Origin of the sequence: Flavobacterium branchiophilum NBRC 15030 = ATCC 35035, assembly GCF_002217205.1 — a bacterium.
In the GTDB taxonomy this organism is placed as follows: Bacteria; Bacteroidota; Bacteroidia; order Flavobacteriales; family Flavobacteriaceae; genus Flavobacterium; species Flavobacterium branchiophilum.
In genome coordinates this window covers 1-21,126 of the sequence record NZ_MUGT01000151.1, presented here as the reverse complement: position 1 = coordinate 21,126, position 21,126 = coordinate 1, and the positions used below count along the sequence as shown (strand labels likewise).

Sequence of the window (21,126 nt, the reverse complement as noted above, 5' to 3'; positions counted from 1 at the left end):
AGATGAGAGTAGGTCTCTCGATGACGACTTTCAGGAGTAGTTATCACTTGAGCGAAGCGGATGCACGGATACCAAAAAAACATTAAAAAATTATCCGTAAACCACTTTGTGCTGCATTATTAGGAAACTATGGTGTGGTGAGCGACAAAGAAAAACGGCAACAAGATTGCTGTAGGTGTGTTTATGTGAGTTGAACATGTCCGAGAAATAATGTGTAAAAACACATTATTTAGAAGGAGGCGAGCGTAGCTCTGAACCAATGATGAAGCCTCGTAAGCGCAAAAGACGATGTCAAAAATAGGTAGTTACGTTTGTACCTATGACCAAGTGTATTGGAAACCTGATTACTGAATACACGGCATCTGGGGTTAAGTTGGCAAGACGCATCAATAGGCTGTTTTAAGGAACAAGTGAACTCTATATCGTTCTGTAAAATCGCAAGAGGAAACAGACAACAAAGGATGTGGTTGAGATATAGGGGGCAGACCTAGTCGTAGTAGTGATGAAGTTTCTGTAATGGAAATGGAGCAAAGGACTAGGCATAGTAAGTTTTACTAACAATTAACAACCAGAAATGGGATGATTGATTATTACGAAACAAAATCACAGCCAATAACTAATTTATTTTTACATTGGTTATTGGTATATCCATAAATATAATTATATTTGTGTGATTTAGTACTATGAAGAGCCGTGTGAAGGGAGACTTTCAAGCACGGTTCCGTGAGAACGCAGGGGTGAAATTCCCCTGCGTGACTCGATTAGCTGTAACCTTGACACAAAACGCACAAACAGAATTGATAATTTTAAACAATAAAATAAATTGAATTATGAGTATGATTGGAAATTTACTTCGAGTGACAAAATCTGAACTTGAAGAATATTTGAAAGATAGTTCATTATTGGAAGATAAAATCTATGATGACGAAACGGAAAACGAAAATTTAGTTGATATTGACAAATCGTGGGATGGAATAATATTTTTACTAACAGGACAGAGTTTAGCAACTGCTGAACATGATCTTGTTAGAGTTTTATTTAGCGGACAACTAATTGACGAAGAACAAGATTTAGGTTATGGTCCAGCTCACTACTTGACACCTGAACAAGTTGCTGAATTAAATAGTGAAATATCGACAATTACTATTGCAGACTTAAAGCAAAAGTTTAATCCTGAAAAAATGACCGAATTAGAAGTTTATCCTACAATTTGGGACGAAGGTGACGATGCATTTGATTATGTTGCTGACGGTTTTTCGACATTACAAAATGTTTTTGCAGACGCAACAAAAAATGGAGAAGCAATTATTACATTTCTGAACTAACCGACAGAAAAAAGGCTACAGCTAACGGCGTGTTTGCAAAAAGGCGGCTTTCGGATTAATTTAAAGATTGTGCTTTTTTGCAAAGCCAGTGTTTAAGGGAAAGTAAAGGCTTTTTTAACCGCCTCTTCGCAAACACTCAAACGTTATATGATACCCTTGAGCTACACAAACCGCCCAAAAAATCCTGCAAAAAAGAACGTTCACATTTCAAAATAGTTATATTTGCAACTATGAAAAATTTTTGGTTACTTTTTTCTATTCTAATTTTAACGCTATCGGTTTTACCGTGTGGCGATACAGTAGAATGTAACGACAAAACCAAAACAGAAATTACTGAAAAGGACAACCACGAAAAACACAATCACAGTTCAGAATTATGTCCACCATTTTGTACTTGTGCGTGTTGCGGAGTACAATTAGCAAACTTTGAAACGCAATTAGTTTCCTTTAAAGAAAATAATATCTTCACATTTCAAAAGGAAAAAATAAGTTCCTACGAAACAATCTACATCCAAAAAATTGCCGATAAAATTTGGCAACCACCCAAAATTAGTTAATAAAAATGTGCTTCGCACAAAATAACCGTTTTGGTGCTTCGCACCAAAAACGAATATTTATTTTATTAAACTAATTTTAAAATCAATGAAAAAATATATTTATGTTTTTATTGCTATTTGTTTTTTTACAAAAACATTCAGCCAAAAAAACCAAACCGTAACTTTAGAAGAAGCTATATCATTGGCTAAAGCCAATAATATAGGTTTAAAAATTGCCGATAAAGAAATTGAAAAGCAAACTATTCTCAAAAAAACAGCTTTTCAAATTGACCCTTTACAAGTGCAATATCAAGGCGGACAATTTAACAGCGTAAGTTATGACCATAACGTTTCGGTACAACAATATTTTCCTATTGGAAAAATCACAAAAGCCAATCGTCAACTACAAGAAGAATTAGCAAAACTTGCCGAGAAACGAAAAGCAATTTCTGAATACGAAATTGAGAAAGCAGTTACTATATCTTATTATCAATATTTATTCGGAATATCAATTCAAAAACTCAATGTTGAACTGAATGACATTTATACCAAGTTTCTAAAAAACGCAGAACTACGTTTCAAAACAGGCGAAAGCGGAAATATAGAAGTAATAAGTGCCAAAGCAAAAGTTAAAGAAATTGAAACTCAAAAAGCCCAAATCGATTACGATTTAGCCATTTATCAAAAGCAATTTCAATATTTTCTAAACACAGAAGATAATATTGTTCCGAATGACAAAGTTGTTTTCAAATATGAAAACACAACTAAAAACACTTCCAAAGTTGAAAATATCGTAACCGAATATTACCAACAACAAATTTCAGTATATCAAAAAGAAGCCAATACTTTCAAAGCACAAAAAATGCCTAAACTCGGTTTGGGTTATTTTGCACAAAGCATTGACACAAAAACTTTGTTTCAAGGTTTTACAGCAGGACTTCAAATTCCGCTTTTCGGAAACGTAAATTCTGCAAAGGCAAAAGCATCAGCAATAAGTATTTCGCAATCAGAACTCGAATTGCAAAAAAGCAAATTGACTTTAAAACTTCAAAATCAGCAATTGCAAGACGAACTCGACAAGCAAAAGAAAGGATTAGATTACTATCAAAACGAAGGTTTACAATTTGCCGAGCAAATCATAAATACAGCACAAAAAAGTTATGAAAATGGCGATATGAGTTATTTTACTTATATCAGTTTTCTAAATCAAGCCATCGATATTAAAAAACAATATGCTGAAACCTTGAACGCTTATAATCAAAGTGCTATTCAATTACAATTTCCATCAATTTATAACAATTAAGATTATGAAAAATATAAAATTAATAATATCAGTTTTTTCTTTTCTCTTTATTCTTTCTTCCTGCAATGACAAAAAAGTAGAAACAGAAGAACACACAGAAGAAGAAAACAAAACCGAAGTAGCTTTAACCGAAGCACAATTTAAAACCGTTGGCATAGTAACAGGAAGTTTAGAAAACAGAAATCTAAATACCATTATTAAAGCAAACGGTTATACAACCGTTCCGCCACAAAATATGGCGAATATTTCGACACTCATTTCAGGAGTTGTCAAAGATATTTATGTACTCGAAGGCACTTTTGTAACCAAAGGAAAAACCTTGGCAACTATCCAAAATCTTGAAGTTGTCGAAATGTTAGAAGATTACAAATCGGCAACAGCGAACATCGAATATTTGCAATTAGAATACAACCGCCAAAAAACATTGAGCGACGAAAACGTAAATCCTCGTAAAGTTTTTCAAGAAGTAAAATCAAAATTAGCGGTCGAACGAGCAAGAGCGCAAGCATCCAAAACCAAACTGCAAGCATTAAATGTAAGTTTAAATTCTAGCAGTTCATTAATTCCTATTGTTTCGCCTATTTCGGGTTATGTGGGGAAAATTAGTGTTACCAAAGGAGCTTTTGCAGAAACAGGAACAACACTTTTTGAAGTAGTTGACAACAGCCAAATGCACCTCGATTTGAATGTTTACGAAAAAGATTTAGGTACTATTTCCGTTGGGCAAACCATCGATTTTATATTGACAAATCAAGGAAATAAAACAATAAAAGCAACCATTTTCGGCATCAATAAATCGTTTTCTAACGAAAGTAAAACCGTTGCAGTTCACGCCAAAATCAATGCTAATGATGCAAAAGGTTTAATTTCGGGAATGTATGTTTCTGCCAATATCAACATCAACAATTCCACCGTTCCTGCTTTGCCAAAAGATGCCGTTGTTAAAGATGGCGAAAAATATTTTGTTTTTATTCAAGAAGAACACCACGAAGAACCGAAGAAAGCAAAAACCGAAGAAGCACACGAACATAAAGAAGGCGAAGCACATTCTGAACACGAAGAAGGAGAAGAAGAGGAACATAACGAAGTACATTTTGAAGCTGTCGAAGTAATTATTGGTACAACCGATTTGGGTTATACAGAAGTGAAATTTGTAAAAGAAATTCCAGCAAATGCAAAAATTGTAGTCAAAGGAGCTTTCTATTTATTATCTGCTATGAAAGGTGGCGGAGAACACGTTCATTAATCAATTCAATCAAAGAAAATGTTAGACAAAATCATACAATTCAGTATCAAGAACAAGTTTATAATACTCTTATTTACGTTGGTTCTTATCGCTTTTGGTAGTTATTCTATCAAGAATTTACCACTCGATGCCTTACCCGATGTTACTAATAATCAAGTACAAATTATTACCACAGCACCTACTCTAGCCAGTCAAGAAGTTGAACAATTAATAACTTATCCACTTGAACAAGCAGTAAAAACAATCCCAAAAGTAATCGAGTTACGCAGTATTTCACGTTTCGGATTATCAGTAGTAACCGTAGTTTTTAAAGACGATGTTGATATTTATTGGGCAAGAGAACAAATTTTTCAACGTCTTGCGCAAGCCAAAGAGAACATTCCTGCCTATGCAGGCTCGCCTGAATTGGGTCCAATTTCTACAGGACTGGGAGAAATTTACCAATACGATGTTTACGCCAAAAAAGGGTATGAAAATAAATACGATGCGGTACAACTACGAACCATTCAAGACTGGATTATAACTCCACAATTACAAGGTGTTGAAGGCGTTGCCGAGGTCAGTACTTGGGGCGGAAAACTAAAACAATATGAAATCGCAGTCAACCCAAATAAACTAAATAGTTTTGGAATAACCATCACAGATATTTTTGATGCACTCGAAAAAAACAATCAAAATACAGGTGGTGCTTATATCGAAAAAGACCAATATTCATATTTCATTCGTGGTGTAGGTATGGCAACAGGCATAAAAGATTTAGAAAATATTGTGGTTGCTAATAAAAATGGTGCACCAATTTTAATCCGAAATGTAGCCGAAGTTCAAGAAAGTATTGCCCTACGCTACGGAGCATCAACCAAAGACGGAAAAGGCGAAATTGTTTGCGGAATGGCACTTATGCTAAAAGGCGAAAATTCTAGCGCAGTAGTAAACAGGGTAAAAGAAAAAATGATCCAAATCAATAAAACCTTACCCGAAGGAGTTGTTGCCGAAGCATTTATTGATAGAGGAAAACTCGTAGATAACGCCATAGGAACAGTTACTAAAAACCTTTTAGAAGGTGCATTAATAGTAATTTTTGTATTGATTTTATTTCTCGGAAATCTTCGAGCAGGATTAATCGTAGCCTCTGTAATTCCGCTGTCAATGCTTTTTGCAGTTATATTGATGAATGCCTTTGGCGTAAGCGGAAACCTAATGAGTTTAGGTGCAATCGATTTTGGTATTATTGTCGATGGCGCTGTTATTATTGTCGAAGCCACAATGCACCATTTACAAAAACTCAAAAGACAAAAAAATTTAACCCAACTTGAAATGGATAGCGAAGTATATAAATCGGCTTCAAAAATCCGTAACAGTGCCGCTTTTGGAGAAATTATTATCTTAATTGTGTACCTACCAATCCTCGCATTAGTGGGCACAGAAGGCAAAATGTTCAAACCAATGGCAATGACAGTTGGCTTTGCAGTTATTGGTGCGTTCATACTTTCGTTAACTTATGTACCAATGATGAGTGCAATGTTCTTATCAAAAAACACCGAACACAAACCCAACTTTAGCGATAAAATGATGGCGTGGTTCGAAAAAATTTACACACCATTTTTAGACCGAGCATTACGTTTCAAAAAAGCAGTTTTAGCCATTTCGTTAGCACTATTTGTTTTTGCGGTTATTGTTTTTCAAAATATGGGTGGCGAATTTATTCCAACTATCGAAGAAGGCGATTTGGCAATCAATGCAACTATTATGACAGGAAGTTCACTTTCGCAAATGGTAAAAACTACAACCCAATACGAAAAAATGCTAAAAGCAAAATTTCCAGAAATTAAGACTATTGTTGCAAAAATTGGAAGTGGCGAAATCCCAACCGACCCAATGCCAATAGAAAGTGGCGATATGATAATTGTTCTAAAGGACAAATCAGAATGGACTGGCGACTATGATAATTGGGAAGATTTGGCAAATGCGATGAAAGAGGAAATGGAAAAAATTCCTGGTGCAAATATCGAAGTTTCGCAACCCATTCAAATGCGTTTCAACGAATTAATGACAGGTAGCCGAAGCGATATTGCCATCAAAATCTTTGGCGATGATTTAGAAGTTTTAGACAACAAGGCAAAAGAACTAATTGGAAAAATTAATAAAATTGAAGGAGTTGGCGATTTAAAGGCAGACAAAGTAACTGGTTTACCACAAATAACCATAAAATACGATTACAATAAAATTGCATTGTACGGATTAAATATTGTAGATATTAATCAAATTATTCGTTCCTCTTTTGCTGGCGAAAGCGCAGGTAAAATTTATGAAGAAAGCAAACGTTTTGATGTAGTGGTTCGAATGAACAAAGACTATCGTACTGACATTACTGATGTTTCTAATCTTTTCATTCCATTACCAAACGGGCAACAATTACCTCTTTCACAAGTGGCAACAGTTGCATTTGAACAAGGTCCAGTTCAAGTTTCTCGTGAAAACGGAAAACGAAGAATTACTGTTGGTCTCAATGTTCGTGGTCGAGATATAAAAAGTGTAGTCGAAGAAATACAAGCCAAACTAGAAACCAATTTCAAACTTCCTACAGGATATTATATTACCTATGGCGGACAGTTTGAAAATTTGGTAGAAGCAACAAAAAGATTATCAATTGCCTTGCCAGTGGCGTTAGGCTTAATATTAGTACTTTTGTTTTTTACATTCAACAGTATGAAACAATCCTTGCTCATCTTTACAGCCATTCCACTTTCAGCAATTGGAGGTGTTTTCGCACTTTGGTTGCGAGGAATGCCATTTAGTATTTCGGCAGGTATCGGGTTTATTGCCTTATTTGGAATTGCAGTTTTAAACGGAATTGTACTTATATCCTATTTCAACCAACTCAAATCCGAAGGAATAACCGACCCATTACAACGCGTTTTAATCGGAACAAAAACCCGTTTACGACCAGTTTTAATGACAGCCACAGTAGCATCATTAGGATTTCTGCCAATGGCATTATCCACTAGTGGCGGTGCCGAGGTGCAAAAACCATTAGCAACCGTAGTTATTGGCGGATTAGTTTCGGCAACATTACTAACCTTAATTGTTTTACCAATATTATATTTACTTTTCGAGAAAGGAATTAAAAGAAGAAAAAAATCTCCAATTATAAATAATCAATAATTAACATTTAAAAACGAAAATTATGGCAGTAGTAAAAGTAATCGAAGTGATAGCAACTTCGGCAATCGGAATTGAAGATGCAATTCAAAATGCAGTAACCGAGGTTTCTAAAACCATTCGTAACGTAGATTCGGTGTATGTAAAAGACACCAAAGCACACGTAAAAGACGGAAAAGTAACAACCTATGGCGTTATTTGTCAAATCTCTTTCAGAATTGATGCAGGAGTAGATCCAGAACCATCTGAATAAATTAATGGCAGGCATAAGTAAAATTATGCCTGTTTTAAAAAAAAAAATTAGTAAATGGATATTATAAACGAATTAATTATTTCTTCCAAACTTATTCTTGCACTTATTTTAGGTGCAATAGTAGGTTATGAAAGAGAAAGAGACGGCAAAGATGCAGGGCTTAGAACCTACGCTTCCATCTGTGTTGGTGCTTGTGTTTTTATGCTCATCGCATCGCACCTTACCGAAGATAAATCTGCTATTGCAAGAATAATGACAGGTATAGTTACAGGTATTGGGTTTATAGGTGCAGGTATTATTTTTAAAGATGAAGAAAACAAACCAAAAGGACTTACAACAGCTTCTACCATTTGGTGTACGGCTTCAATTGGCATTGCAGTAGGTTTAAATATGTTTATAATAGCCATTGTAGCAACGGTTTTAATCTTCTTTTTACTAGCATTGCCACATTACAAGTGGTATGAAAAATGGAAACAATCAATTAAAAACAAAGAATAAATTAACAATTAAATTTTAAAAAAATGAACAGTTCAAAACAAAGATTTAACATACAAATCAAAAAAATAAAAACACTTTTACATAACGCTAATAGTCAAGAAAACCCTGCATTGTGGTTATACCTTAACGATTTGAGAACGCCTTTTTTTATGATAGAAGGACTATCAAAAATGTATGCAGAATTGCATAACAAAAAAGATTTTAAAAAAATAAAAGAACAATCGAAGCAAATAGAAGATGCTTTGGGTGCGGTAGATTATTACATTGCTTTTCAAAAAGAATTTGCTTCTAATACCACTATTCCATCATTAGTAAAAGATTATATTGCAAAAAAATCAAAAGAGAAGTTAAATATATTAAACAAACTTTTAATTAATGAAAATTGGCTCAATGGCAAACGAATTGATAAAATACAAAAGCGTCTTAAAAAAGCAGATTGGCTTAAAGAAGAAAAAGAAATTAAGGCAATGCAAAAGTATTACCAAGATGAAATAACAGATATAATTTATTTTACTAAAAAAACAACTTTTACGTTTGATAATGTAGAAGAAGATGTACACGAACTACGCAGAAAATTACGTTGGTTAAGCATTTATCCACAAGCATTAAATGGTGTTGTAGAATTGTTTGCAAACAAAACAACCGATGAAGTTATAAAAAAATATCTTACCGAAGAAATTACAACTTCTCCATTCAATCAATTAATAACATCAAAAGAACTTACTCATTTTCTATCCATAAATAAAAATAACTTTTTAGCATTAAGTTGGATGATAGCCGAATTGGGCAAAATAAAAGATAGTGGCTTACGCATAAAAGTTTTGGAAGATGCTTTACAAGCAACAGAATTTCTTAAAAATGAAGAAGCCGAAACCAAAACAATGCAACTTTTAGGTAAAACGCAACCAAGTTCAAAATCACTTTTACAAGAAGCAAGCACCATATCTAAAACATATTTTTCAGAAAAATTATTAACCAATTTAATCAATCAATAATTATGGAACATAAACATATATACGATGCAAAAGGCAAACAAATTTGCTGCACCCAACAAGAAAAAATTTACAGCAAAGCAGGTGCATCAGTTTTATTAAAAGATGGGTACACAAAAGATGATGGACACAACCACGAAGAACACGGAGATGATGATGGACACGACCACTCGGGTTCAGACCAAACCACGTTTCAAATGTTCTTACCAGCAATCATAAGTTTTGTATTATTGATGATTGCTATTGGTTTAGATAATTATTTTCCGCAATCGTGGTTTACAGGTTGGGTAAGAATTATTTGGTATGTAGTTGCTTACATTCCAGTTGGCTTTCCAGTAGTCAAAGAAGCATTTACAAGCATTGGAAAAGGAGAAATATTCTCTGAATTTTTGCTAATGAGTATTGCAACTATCGGAGCATTTGCAATAGGCGAATATCCCGAAGGCGTAGCAGTAATGTTATTTTATGCAGTTGGCGAAGTGTTTCAAACTTTAGCAGTAAAAAGAGCCAAAGCCAATATCAAAACTTTGCTCGACCAGCGACCAGACGAAGTAACAATTCTCGAAAATAATGTTGCCAAAACTATCAAAGCATCAACGGCTAAAATTGGCGATATTATCCAACTCAAAGCAGGAGAAAAACTAGGATTAGATGGCGAATTACTTTCAGATACGGCTTCGTTTAATACTTCGGCACTCACAGGCGAAAGCAAACCCGACACAAAAGCCAAAGGCGAAACCGTTTTGGCAGGAATGATAAATCTAAATTCCGTTTGTCAAGTAAAAGTTACCGTTGCCTACACCGATAGTAAACTATCCAAAATTCTCGAAATGGTGCAAGATGCTACCGCCAAAAAAGCACCAACCGAATTATTCATCCGAAAGTTTGCCAAAATTTACACACCAATAGTTGTGCTTTTAGCCATCTTAATTTGTGTTGTTCCAATGCTTTTTGTAGATAATTATGTTTTTAGAGATTGGTTATACAGAGCATTAGTATTTTTGGTTATTTCGTGTCCGTGTGCATTAGTTATCAGTATTCCATTAGGTTATTTTGGCGGAATTGGTTCGGCTTCAAAAAACGGAATACTATTCAAAGGAAGTAATTTTCTTGATGTGATGGCAACCATTCAAAACGTAGTAATGGACAAAACAGGCACAATGACCGAAGGCGTTTTTAAAGTGCAGGAAGTTGTTTTTAATACCGATTTTAATAAAGACGAAATCTTGCAAATGGTCAACGCTTTAGAAAGCCAAAGCACACATCCAGTAGCAACCGCCATTCATCAATTTGTTGGTAAAATTGATAGTTCAATAGTTTTAAAAGATGTAGAAGAAATATCAGGACACGGATTAAAAGCCAATGTAAACGCAAAAGAATTGTTAGTTGGAAATTTCAAACTAATGGATAAATTTTCTATTGCTTATGATATTGATCCAAAAAGTATTGTTTACACATTAATTGCAGTAGCGTATGATAAAAAATTTGTGGGCTATTTAACCATTGCAGACAGCATAAAAGAAGATGCACAAATCACCATCGACAAACTAAAAGCATTAGGCATAAAAACCACAATGTTAAGTGGCGACAAAGATACAGTAGTGCAATTTGTGGCTCAAAAACTCGGAATTACAAATGCCTTTGGGGATTTATTGCCCGAAGACAAAGTAAACAAAGTCAAAGAAATCATCGCCCAAAATGAAACAGTTTGTTTTGTAGGCGATGGCGTAAACGATGCACCAGTTGTGGCATTAAGCAACGTAGGTATTGCAATGGGCGGTTTAGGAAGCGATGCCACCATCGAAACTGCCGATGTGGTTATTCAAGACGATATGCCTTCAAAAATTCCAATGGCAATAAACATTGGTAAGCAAACCAAAAAAATTGTTTGGCAAAATATCACTTTGGCATTTGTAGTAAAAGCAATTGTTTTAGTGCTTGGAGCAGGCGGTTTAGCCACAATGTGGGAAGCCGTTTTTGCCGATGTTGGTGTAGCACTTTTAGCTATTTTAAATGCTGTAAGAATACAACGAATGAAGTTTTAAGGATAATTATTATTCAAATTAAAGGTGTTTGTTATACAATTTCAAACACCTTTTTTAATATTATAAATCTATATTTTAACAATTGATTAGTATAAAATCGATGTAATTTAATTACTTTTGCGGCATATCGATATAAATATGAATAAAATTCACATTTTAGTAGTTGCATTATTTGGTTTCTTATTGATGCCAAGTAATTCTTTTGCGTGTGGAACTAAAACCGAAAAATCGTGTTGCAAAAAAGAAACAACTTCTAAAACAGAAAAAAAAGACTGTTGCAACAATAAACAACACTCGAAAGACGAAGACAAAAGTTGTGGCGGAAAATGCGGACACTCAAATTGCACATCGTCAACAACAATAAATTTTAGTTTAATTTCTTCTTACGAAATCGAATTTAAAAATAATTCTTTTGATTTTTCTGCCGAAAAACCAAAATTTCATCATTCAAAAACCTTTATTTCTTCGGGTTTTACTTCCGTTTGGCTTCCTCCTAAAATAAAATAATTTCAATCTTTGACAGCCATAAGTCTGTCTTGTTGATAGCAAATACTTTGCTGTCAAAATTATTTATTTAACAAAAATTAAAATTTTATTACAATGAAATCAATATCAAAAATATTGGTAGCAATTACAATATTGTTATCATTCACATCGTGCAATGCACAAATTAAAAACGCAAAAACAGAAACAGTTAAAATTTATGGAAACTGTGATATGTGCAAAAAAACAATTGAAAAAGCAGGTAATCTTAAAAAAATAGCCAAAGTAGATTGGAACGTAGATACGAAAATGGCAACTTTAACTTACGATAGTAAAAAAACCAATCAAGATGCAATTTTAAAACGTATTGCATTAAGTGGTTACGATAGCGACAAATTTCTTGCACCTGATAACGCATATTCAAAACTGCCAGGTTGTTGCCAATACGATAGAGTTGCAAAAGTTCCTGTAAAAATTGATGCTATTTCGGGAGCAGATATATCCAAACATTCAGAAATGACAAATCACACTAACCATACCGAAACGCCAAAAGTTGAAATTCAAGAAGTAAACCAACTAAAAGCCGTTTTCGATAATTATTTTGCTGTAAAAGATGCGTTAGTAAAAACAGATGGTAACACTGCGTCAGCAAAAGCAACAGCATTACTTTCAGCAATAAACGCTGTTAAAATGGAAACTTTAAAAACAGACGAACACAATGTTTGGATGAAAGTTTTGAAAAACATAAAAGAAGATGCCGAACATATTGCAGACACCAAAGATGCAAAACACCAAAGAGACCATTTTGATACACTTTCAAAAAATATGTATGATTTAATCAAAGTATCAAAACAAGAAACGCCAACTTATTACCAATTTTGCCCAATGGCAAACAATGGTAAAGGTGCTAATTGGTTAAGCAAAGAAAATGTAGTTAAAAATCCTTATTACGGTTCAATGATGTTAAGTTGTGGAAAAGTAACAGAAACTATCAAATAAATTTAATTTGGCGAAGCCCAAAAAGGCTTCGCCTTTTTAATTCAATTAATTGAAACTATCAAAATGAAAAATAAAAAAATAAAAAACATATCAATATTGCCTACGGTAATATTGATATTGTTTCTTTCTCAATCCATTTTCGCTCAAAAAATCGTTCGCTACGATTTATATGTGCGTGATACAATCGTAACTTTTGGAGACAAACCAAAACACGCCATTGCGGTAAACGGACAAATCCCAATGCCAACACTAACATTTACCGAAGGCGACATTGCAGAAATTTATGTGCATAACGAACTAAAAGAAGAAACATCATTACATTGGCACGGATTATTTTTGCCAAACAAAGAAGATGGCGTTCCTAATTTGACACAAATGCCAATAAAACCCAAAACGACACACAAATATTCTTTCCCAATTATACAACACGGCACACATTGGTATCACAGTCATTCGGGATTGCAAGAACAAATCGGAATGTACGGAAATTTTGTAATGCTCAAAAAAGCAACCGACCCAACTTTTAGAAAAGGAATTGACAATTTGCCATCAATTCCAATTGTTTTAAGCGAATGGACGGACGCAAATCCTGATAATGTACACCGAATGTTGCACAACGCAACAGATTGGTTCGCTATCCAAAAAGGAACAACACAAAGTTATTCCGAAGCAATCCAACAAGGTCATTTCAAAACCAAAGTAACCAACGAATGGAAACGAATGAACGCAATGGACGTGAGCGATGTTTATTATAACAAATTTTTAATCAACGGAAAAAACGAAAGCCAACTTTCACAGTTCAAAGGTGGCGACAAAGTACGCTTGCGAATTTCAAACGGCGGAGCATCAACTTATTTTTGGCTTAATTATGCAGGCGGAAAAATTACCGTAGTTGCCAACGATGGTAACGATGTTGAGCCTGTGGAAGTCGATAGATTAATCGTTGCCGTTTCCGAAACTTACGATATTGTTGTAACCATTCCAGCCGACAAAACCGCTTACGAATTTTTGGTAACTTCCGAAGACCGCACAAAATCCGCATCCTTATATTTGGGCGATGGTATCAAACAACTCACTTCTACCCTACCAAAATTAAAATATTTTGAGGGTATGAAAATGATGAACGATATGATGAAAATGAACGGAGATTTAGACGATATGGGAATGAGTATGTCCTACAATCAAATGGATATGAACTTAGTAATGTATCCAGAAATTACAGGCGAAGCAAAACCCAAAAACGACAAAATGGGCGATATGAAAATGACCGAAGACGATTATAACAGCAACAAACTTTCGGATATTGTAACCCTAAATTATGCAATGTTAAAATCGCCAAGCAAAACAACACTCCCAAAAGATGCACCTGTAAAAGAATTGAAATTTGAACTAACAGGAAATATGAACCGCTACGTTTGGAGTTTAGACAACAAAGTAGTTTCCGAAACCGACAAAATTTTAATCAAAAAAGGCGAAAATGTTCGTATCACAATCTACAACGGCTCAATGATGCGACACCCAATGCACTTGCACGGACACGATTTTAGAATAATAAACGGACAAGGCGACTATGCACCACTCAAAAACATCATTGATATTATGCCAATGGAAACCGATGTTTTAGAATTTAACGCCAATATCGAGGGCGATTGGTTTTTCCATTGTCATATTCTCTACCATATGATGAGCGGAATGGGCAGAGTTTTAAGTTACGAAAATCAAGCACCAAATCCCGAAATACCAAATCCAAAACTCGCACAACGCAAACTTTTTGCCGACGATAGAAAATTCCATTTTATGGCAGAAAATGATTTTGCAACCAACGGAAACGATGGAGAAGCAATGTATCAAAGCACACGTTGGAGCATTGGCACAGAATGGCGTTTGGGTTACAACGACCATCACGGCTACGAAACCGAAACACACATTGGGCGATATATTGGAAAAATGCAATGGATAATGCCGTTTGTTGGTTTCGATTGGCGATACAGAAAAATGGAAGATGGCGAAACAGAAAAAAACCTTTTCGGGCAAGAAAGCACCAAAGATGTTCGTTCTGTTTTTAGTGCAGGATTAGAATACACAATGCCAATGCTAATAAAAGCACAAGTCGAAATTTTTACCGATGGAAATTTTAGATTACAATTTGAACGCAAAGACATTCCAGTTTCCAAACGCCTACGAATGAGTTTAATGTGGAATACTGACAAAGAATATATGGCAGGATTGCGTTATATCATCAAACGAAACTTTGGAGTAACCACACATTATGACAGCGATATGGGGATTGGTTTTGGAGCAAGTTTCAACTATTAAAATAATTTTCTCACAATACTAAATTTTAATTATTTTTGATAAATATTAATCAACTAAAAAACTAAAAATATGGCTTCTACATCAGAAACAGGACACGCAAAAAACGTAGCAAATCTTCAAGATTTAATTTCATTCGTAACAGGTTACGGAGCAACTTACAACCCAACCAAAAACGCACTAAAGTTACCACAACTTAACGCACTTGCAACAGCATCGCAAACAAGTTTAGCCGATGTTATTACCAAAAACACAGCATATAATAATAAAGTAAACGAAAGAGTAAACGCTTTCAGCGGTTTAAAAGCGTTATCAACTCGATTAGTAAACGCATTAGAAACTACCGATGCAACCGCTCAAGTTATAAAAGATGCAAAAGGATTTAATAGAAAGTTACAAGGCAAAAGAGCATCAACCGCTACAACGCCTATCGACCCAAACACACCAGCACCAGCAACCATTTCTACAAGTCAGCAATCGTATGACCAACAAATACAACATTTGTCAGGTCTAACATCTGTTTTAATTTCAGAGCCAAGTTATGCACCAAACGAAACCGCTTTAGCAACTGCAACGCTTACAGCATTGCAAATCAATTTAACAGCTAAAAATAACGAAGTTGCAACAGCATATACCAACATTAGCAATTCAAGAATTGCAAGAAACAACACATTGTATGCAGACAACACAGGATTAGTTGAAATAGCAACCGAAGTGAAGAAATACATCAAATCACTTTTTGGAGCATCAAGCCCAGAATTTGCACAAGTAAAAGGAATAGAATTTAAGAAAGCGAAAAAATAACATAACCCAAAACAGAAAAGTACACCCCACATTTAAGAATATGCAAACCGCAGAAAGAAATATACTAAACGCAAAAAGAATTGTTTGTTTCGCAAACAAACTTATTGCTACCGCAATAAGTTTTATCTTATTTGCGTTTAGATTTATTTCAACCGCATTTAGAATTATTCAATCCGCAGAAAGAAATATGACAACCGCAATTAGAAATATAGCTTCCGCAAATAGAATAATAGCAATCGCCAAATGGAATGAAAAAAAAAAGGGCGTCATATAACAGCAGTTTGGCAATATGGCGGGTTTAGGCTTAATTTGAAGTTGGTTTTGTACTTGCAAAGTCAGTGTTTAACCGAAAGTTTAGGCTTCCTTAATCCGCCACATCGCCAAGCTGCGGGACGTGTGTGACTTGAACAACAACGCAGTTGTTGATGCTTTAAAAACAGATGAGAGTAGGTCTCTCAGTGACGACTTTCAGGAGTAGTTACTACTTGAGCGAAGCGGATGCACGGATACCAAAAAAACATTAAAAAATAATCCGTAAACCACTTTGTGCTGCATCATTAGGAAACTATGGTGTGGTGAGCGACAAAGAAAAACGGCATCTATGAATGCTGTAGGTAAGTTTATGTGAGTTGAACGTGAGTGAACCAATGACGAAGCCTCGTAAGCGCAAAAGACGATGTCAAAAATAGGTAGTTACGTTTGTACCTATGACCAAGTGTATTGGAAACCTGATTACTGAATACACGGCATCCGGGGTTAAGTTGGCAAGACGCATCAATAGGCTGTTTTAAGGAACAAGTGAACTCTATATTGTTCTGTAAAATCGCAAGAGGAAACAGACAGCAAAGGATGTGGTTGAGATATAGGGGGCATACCTAGTCGTAGTAGTGATGAAGTACTTGTAATGAGTATGGAGCAAAGGACTAGGCATAGTAAGTTTTACTAACAATTAACAACCAGAAATGGGATGATTGATTATTACGAAACAAAATCACAGCCAATAACTAATTTATTCTTACATTGGTTATAGGTATATCCATAAATATAATTATATTTGTGTGATTTAATACTATGAAGAGCCGTGTGAAGGGAGACTTTGACTTCGTCGAATTTCATTTCAAGCACGGTTCCGTGAGAACGCAGGGGTGAAATTCCCCTGCGTGACTCGGTTATGGGCTATTTTGACGACAGACAGAAATGAAGATAAACTTGAAATCAATATTTGGTAGTAAGACGACTTCGACAGACAAATCATCAGTCGACAAAGAAGAAATTGAATACGACAAGTATGTTGACTTTTATTATACAAACTTGATAAACTCAATAATTCTTTTTTCGCTGACATCAAAAGAGTTGGAGAAACTTTCAGGACCTGTATTTAATCCAATGACCGAACTTGAATCAGAAATTGACTACGCATTTACACCCGTTTGTTTCGAGACAATTTTCCGAAAAGGTGTAATAGACAAATCTTTCAAGGACGAGTTGCTAAAGTTTAAAAAATGGACAGACGACATTCCTTCTGAAATTTGGGACTGGGAATTTATCGACAAACACGAAATGTGGGCTTCGACAAGAATAAAAGCAAATGCTCTGCTTGACAAACTTGGCGTGACAAGTCGGACTTACAATGACGACTATATAACCATTTACGACAACGAGGGAAACATTATCAAGAAAGGAAAAAACAACCCATAACAGCTAGCCTTTCGTTGCGGCTGAAAGCCGAGCAATGAATTGTAATCAACGAATACCTATAAAAAATATAGTCAATGAGTTAAACTCGTGTTGAACGGAACCGATTACATGCACACCCCTTATGGGTTTATCGAAAAGATTTTAGATAGCATTGTAAGAGGATTTGGTTCCTCTTTTTATAAAAAAATTATAAATAAATGTTATTTTATTTCATAGTTTTTAATATTTTTGATAAATAATTAACGGTAAGTTTTTTCACAGACTGACGTTGTGCGAGATTTTGAAAAACGAAAAAAATGAAAAAAATAATTTTAATACTTACGATTTTAATACTATTATCTAATAATACTTTTTCCCAAGTAAAAAAATATGAAATTCCAGATTACAAGTTAATTAAAAAAAATATTGAAGATAAATCCTCTAATTATTATTATCCAAAATTATTGGAAAGAATGACATCCAATGATTCTCTATTGAATAACGAAGATTATAGACATCTTTATTTTGGCTATGTTTTTAACCAAAAATATAGTTCTTATTTTAGATCGCCAGACGAAGAAAAACTTAAAAAGTATTATCAAAGTGATAAGATAAATGAAAAAGATTATAATGAAATTATAAAATTAGCCGAACACTCAATTAGTTTATTCCCATTTGATTTAAGACAAATGAATTTCCTTGCATACATTTATCACTTAAAAGGAGATGAAATATCAGCAAAAAATATATCAAACAGATTTCATAAAATTATAGAAGCAATTATTTCATCCGGTAATGGGGAAAAGTGTGAAACAGGATTTCACGTAATTTCGGTAAGTCACGAATATGTTTTACTAAATCTATTTGAACTTCAAAACAATTCACAAAGTCTAGTTGGAAATTGTGATTATATGGCGTTTGAAAAAGGGAAATACAAAATAGATGGAATGTATTTTAGTATTGAAAAAATATTAGAAAACGAGATGAAACTTTTTGACAGAAAATAAAACCTCGCACAACAGCTAGAGCTTCGTTGCGACTGCTAGCCTACCAATGAATTAAAATCGACGAATTTCAATAAAGAATAAAGAAAAAGTGTTAAATCAATTCCATTCATTACCCTTATGAAGTTATCGAAACATATTTAGATAGTATTTTTAAGGGGGGGTGAAAAATAATATTATATTTTGATGTATTTCATTTTTTTCTATTTTGGAATAATAATCAAAGAGCCTAAATACAACCAAAAGCCAAACAAAACACAACAAATTTAGCAAAGGGCTTCAAAAAATGTTTAAATTTGTCTCGATATTTTAGAGCAAAACGATGAGAGCAAAATACATCAACCCATTTACGGATTTTGGATTTAAAAAAATTTTTGGAGAAGAGGTCAACAAACCTTTGCTGATAGATTTTCTGAATGCACTGTTGCCTCAAGCCAATAAAATTGTAGATCTAAATTTTAAAAACACAGAACAATTAGGACAATCGGATGCTGATAGAAAAGCCATTTACGACATTTATTGTGAAAATGAAAAAGGCGAAAAGTTTATAGTAGAACTCCAAAAAGCAAAGCAAAATTATTTTAAAGAAAGAACCATTTATTATTCGACATTTCCCATTAGGGAGCAAGCCGAAAAGGGCGAATGGAATTATCATTTGAAGGCAGTTTATTGTGTTGGGATATTAGATTTTACGTTTGACGACTACGAAAGCGAACCAGAAAAAAAGGAAGTAGTACACACAATTAAATTGAAAAACCAAAATGGGAAGACTTTTTATGAAAAATTGACTTACATTTACCTTGAAATGCCCAATTTTAAGCTCACAGAGTCAGCCTTAATATCACGTTTGGACAAATGGTTGTACTTTATCAAGCATTTGGAAGATTTTCAATCTATACCTACAATTTTTAAGGACGAAGTATTTACCCAAGCATTTGAGAAAGCCGAATTAGCAACGTTCGGACAGGCCGAACTAGAGCATTATGAAAGTAGTTTAAAAACATACCGAGATCTAAAAGGAGTTATAGACACCGCTTTTGACGAAGGAAAAATAGAAGGAACAAAATCTGCCAAACAAATGAGGCTTGCTATTATGGATATTATGAAATTGACAGGCCTTTCTGAAAGCGAAATTGAGAAATTGTAAAAAAATAAATTACTTTTTAATTTTTAATATGATACATGTTTGAAAACGGGAAGCCCTAGCCCAGATTGCAATGGAAATCCTTTTTGTTTTTTTGGGATAATGTTGGTTTGAAAGCAGGATTTTAATGTTGTTTGGTGTGTTTATAAAAAAATGATAAAAAAACAAAAAGATTGAAATGAAAAGCTGGAAATAGCTCCTAATAATTTATATTTTTATAAGATTTTGACCTATAAAAAATAATTTGTAGTGTTGTATTTTTTATAGGCCAAAAGTTTGTTATTTGTCTAATGGAAAATCGTAATTCACCAACCATTGAATACCAAATTGGTCGGTAAGCATGCCGAAGTAAGCATTCCAAAACGTTTTTTCGAGGGGCATTGTAATGGTTCCGCCAACTGCAAGTGCATTAAAAATGTGGTCTGCTTCTGAAACGGAGGCCGTGTTGATGGACAGCGCAATATTGTTGCCAAAAACCACTTTTCCATACTTACCTTCAATATTATCGCTGCCCAAAAGTATCGTTTCATTACTGATTGGCAAGTTGATGTGCATGATTTTTTGCGCTACTTCGGGCAAAAGAGGTTCGTTGTCTTCGGATGGAGGCATGTCTGAAAAACGACCTACATAAGCAAAATCGCCTCCAAAAACTGATTTATAAAACAAAAAGGCTTCTTCGCAGTTGCCATTAAAAGTAAGATACGCATTGACTGTTGCCATAATGTGTTGATTGTAAATTAGTTATTAGGTTATGTTAATTTTGGGTTTGTTCTGTATAATTTTTAAAATTATCTAATATGGCCTGCCATCCCGCTTGTTGTAATTCGTGTGAGTTTTGGTTTTCGGGTTCAAAAGTTTCGGTAATGATTACGCCATTTGGGGTGTTTTCAAATGCTATTTGCACGGTTCTGTGGTCTGCCAACGTAAAATGGAGGTTTTTTTGAGGGTTTATAAGTGTATATTGTCCACCAAAATCAAAGCTAAATGAGCCATCTTTGGCCGCCATGGTATAGCAAAAAGTCCCATGAAGTTCGAGTTGGTTGGTGGCTTTTGTAGTATGCCAATCGGCAGAAGCATGGTTCCAATGCAGGACATGCTTTGGATTTGTCCAATATTCCCAAACGGTTTCTATGGGAGCATTGACTTGTGTTTGTACTGTTATCATTTTAGTTCAAGGTTTTGTTTGAAAACTCAAATGTATAAAAATATTTGAATAAATGGTTTTTTGTTTGTCCAATTTTCATTCAATACCATAAAAGTGGATGGTAAAATGTCAAATATACATATAAAATAGTACAATCTATAGGTTTTTTTTTACTAAAATGAATCCAAAAAAATAGTTCCG

At 34.3% G+C, this 21,126-nt stretch carries 19 protein-coding genes; 17 read left to right on the top strand and 2 right to left on the bottom strand.

All coding sequences use genetic code 11. The features are described from left to right. Positions 1 to 830: 830 nt before the first annotated feature. From B0A58_RS14210 to B0A58_RS14130, 17 genes are all read left to right on the top strand, one after another. On the top strand, positions 831 to 1,325 hold the full coding sequence (locus B0A58_RS14210) for a YfbM family protein (RefSeq protein WP_014083433.1): 495 nt from the start codon (positions 831 to 833) through the stop codon (positions 1,323 to 1,325). A gap of 230 nt (positions 1,326 to 1,555) precedes the next feature. Beyond that, positions 1,556 to 1,882, top strand: a complete 327-nt coding sequence (locus B0A58_RS14205) for a DUF6660 family protein (protein WP_014083434.1) — start codon at positions 1,556 to 1,558, stop codon at positions 1,880 to 1,882. Positions 1,883 to 1,967: 85 nt separating this feature from the next. After that, positions 1,968 to 3,164, top strand: coding sequence for a TolC family protein (locus B0A58_RS14200; RefSeq protein WP_083839236.1), 1,197 nt, complete (start codon positions 1,968 to 1,970; stop codon positions 3,162 to 3,164). Positions 3,165 to 3,168: 4 nt separating this feature from the next. Next, the gene (locus B0A58_RS14195; RefSeq protein ID WP_014083435.1) at positions 3,169 to 4,410 is read left to right on the top strand and encodes an efflux RND transporter periplasmic adaptor subunit; all 1,242 of its coding nucleotides are present in this window, start codon (positions 3,169 to 3,171) and stop codon (positions 4,408 to 4,410) included. A gap of 18 nt (positions 4,411 to 4,428) precedes the next feature. Further along, on the top strand, positions 4,429 to 7,572 hold the full coding sequence (locus B0A58_RS14190) for an efflux RND transporter permease subunit (protein ID WP_014083436.1): 3,144 nt from the start codon (positions 4,429 to 4,431) through the stop codon (positions 7,570 to 7,572). A 22-nt stretch (positions 7,573 to 7,594) separates the two neighbouring features. Then, on the top strand, positions 7,595 to 7,822 hold the full coding sequence (locus tag B0A58_RS14185) for a dodecin family protein (RefSeq protein ID WP_014083437.1): 228 nt from the start codon (positions 7,595 to 7,597) through the stop codon (positions 7,820 to 7,822). Positions 7,823 to 7,876: 54 nt separating this feature from the next. Continuing rightward, positions 7,877 to 8,320 carry an MgtC/SapB family protein gene (locus tag B0A58_RS14180; RefSeq protein WP_014083438.1) on the top strand — a complete coding sequence of 148 codons (444 nt, stop codon included), beginning with the start codon at positions 7,877 to 7,879 and terminating at the stop codon, positions 8,318 to 8,320. A 23-nt stretch (positions 8,321 to 8,343) separates the two neighbouring features. Then, positions 8,344 to 9,315 carry a hypothetical protein gene (locus B0A58_RS14175; RefSeq protein WP_014083439.1) on the top strand — a complete coding sequence of 324 codons (972 nt, stop codon included), beginning with the start codon at positions 8,344 to 8,346 and terminating at the stop codon, positions 9,313 to 9,315. Between the two features lie 2 nt (positions 9,316 to 9,317). Next, complete coding sequence (locus tag B0A58_RS14170) at positions 9,318 to 11,357, top strand: heavy metal translocating P-type ATPase (protein WP_089081601.1); 2,040 nt, start codon at positions 9,318 to 9,320, stop codon at positions 11,355 to 11,357. A 138-nt stretch (positions 11,358 to 11,495) separates the two neighbouring features. Further along, positions 11,496 to 11,864: a hypothetical protein gene (locus tag B0A58_RS14165; protein WP_014083441.1), complete on the top strand. Its 369-nt coding sequence runs from the start codon at positions 11,496 to 11,498 to the stop codon at positions 11,862 to 11,864. 93 nt (positions 11,865 to 11,957) lie between these two features. Further along, positions 11,958 to 12,839 (top strand): DUF3347 domain-containing protein, encoded by an 882-nt coding sequence (locus B0A58_RS14160; RefSeq protein ID WP_014083442.1) that lies wholly within the window; start codon positions 11,958 to 11,960, stop codon positions 12,837 to 12,839. A 63-nt stretch (positions 12,840 to 12,902) separates the two neighbouring features. Continuing rightward, a complete protein-coding gene (locus B0A58_RS14155) occupies positions 12,903 to 15,155 on the top strand; it encodes a multicopper oxidase domain-containing protein (protein WP_089081600.1) in 2,253 nt (750 codons plus the stop codon). A 69-nt stretch (positions 15,156 to 15,224) separates the two neighbouring features. Continuing rightward, a complete protein-coding gene (locus B0A58_RS14150; protein ID WP_089081599.1) occupies positions 15,225 to 15,956 on the top strand; it encodes a hypothetical protein in 732 nt (243 codons plus the stop codon). A 40-nt stretch (positions 15,957 to 15,996) separates the two neighbouring features. Then, entirely contained in the window at positions 15,997 to 16,230 is a 234-nt protein-coding gene (locus tag B0A58_RS14145) for a hypothetical protein (RefSeq protein WP_089081598.1), read from the top strand. 935 nt (positions 16,231 to 17,165) lie between these two features. Further along, a complete protein-coding gene (locus B0A58_RS14140; protein WP_185740228.1) occupies positions 17,166 to 17,654 on the top strand; it encodes a hypothetical protein in 489 nt (162 codons plus the stop codon). A 296-nt stretch (positions 17,655 to 17,950) separates the two neighbouring features. Beyond that, the gene (locus tag B0A58_RS14135) at positions 17,951 to 18,640 is read left to right on the top strand and encodes a DUF4919 domain-containing protein (protein ID WP_089081597.1); all 690 of its coding nucleotides are present in this window, start codon (positions 17,951 to 17,953) and stop codon (positions 18,638 to 18,640) included. Positions 18,641 to 18,959: 319 nt separating this feature from the next. Then, a complete protein-coding gene (locus B0A58_RS14130) occupies positions 18,960 to 19,784 on the top strand; it encodes an Rpn family recombination-promoting nuclease/putative transposase (RefSeq protein ID WP_089081596.1) in 825 nt (274 codons plus the stop codon). 276 nt (positions 19,785 to 20,060) lie between these two features. Here the strand turns inward: B0A58_RS14130 and B0A58_RS14125 are convergent, their stop codons facing one another. Beyond that, positions 20,061 to 20,501, bottom strand: a complete 441-nt coding sequence (locus B0A58_RS14125; RefSeq protein ID WP_089081595.1) for a VOC family protein — start codon at positions 20,499 to 20,501, stop codon at positions 20,061 to 20,063. 34 nt (positions 20,502 to 20,535) lie between these two features. Next, the gene (locus B0A58_RS14120) at positions 20,536 to 20,946 is read right to left on the bottom strand and encodes an SRPBCC domain-containing protein (RefSeq protein WP_089081594.1); all 411 of its coding nucleotides are present in this window, start codon (positions 20,944 to 20,946) and stop codon (positions 20,536 to 20,538) included. Positions 20,947 to 21,126 lie beyond the last annotated feature (180 nt).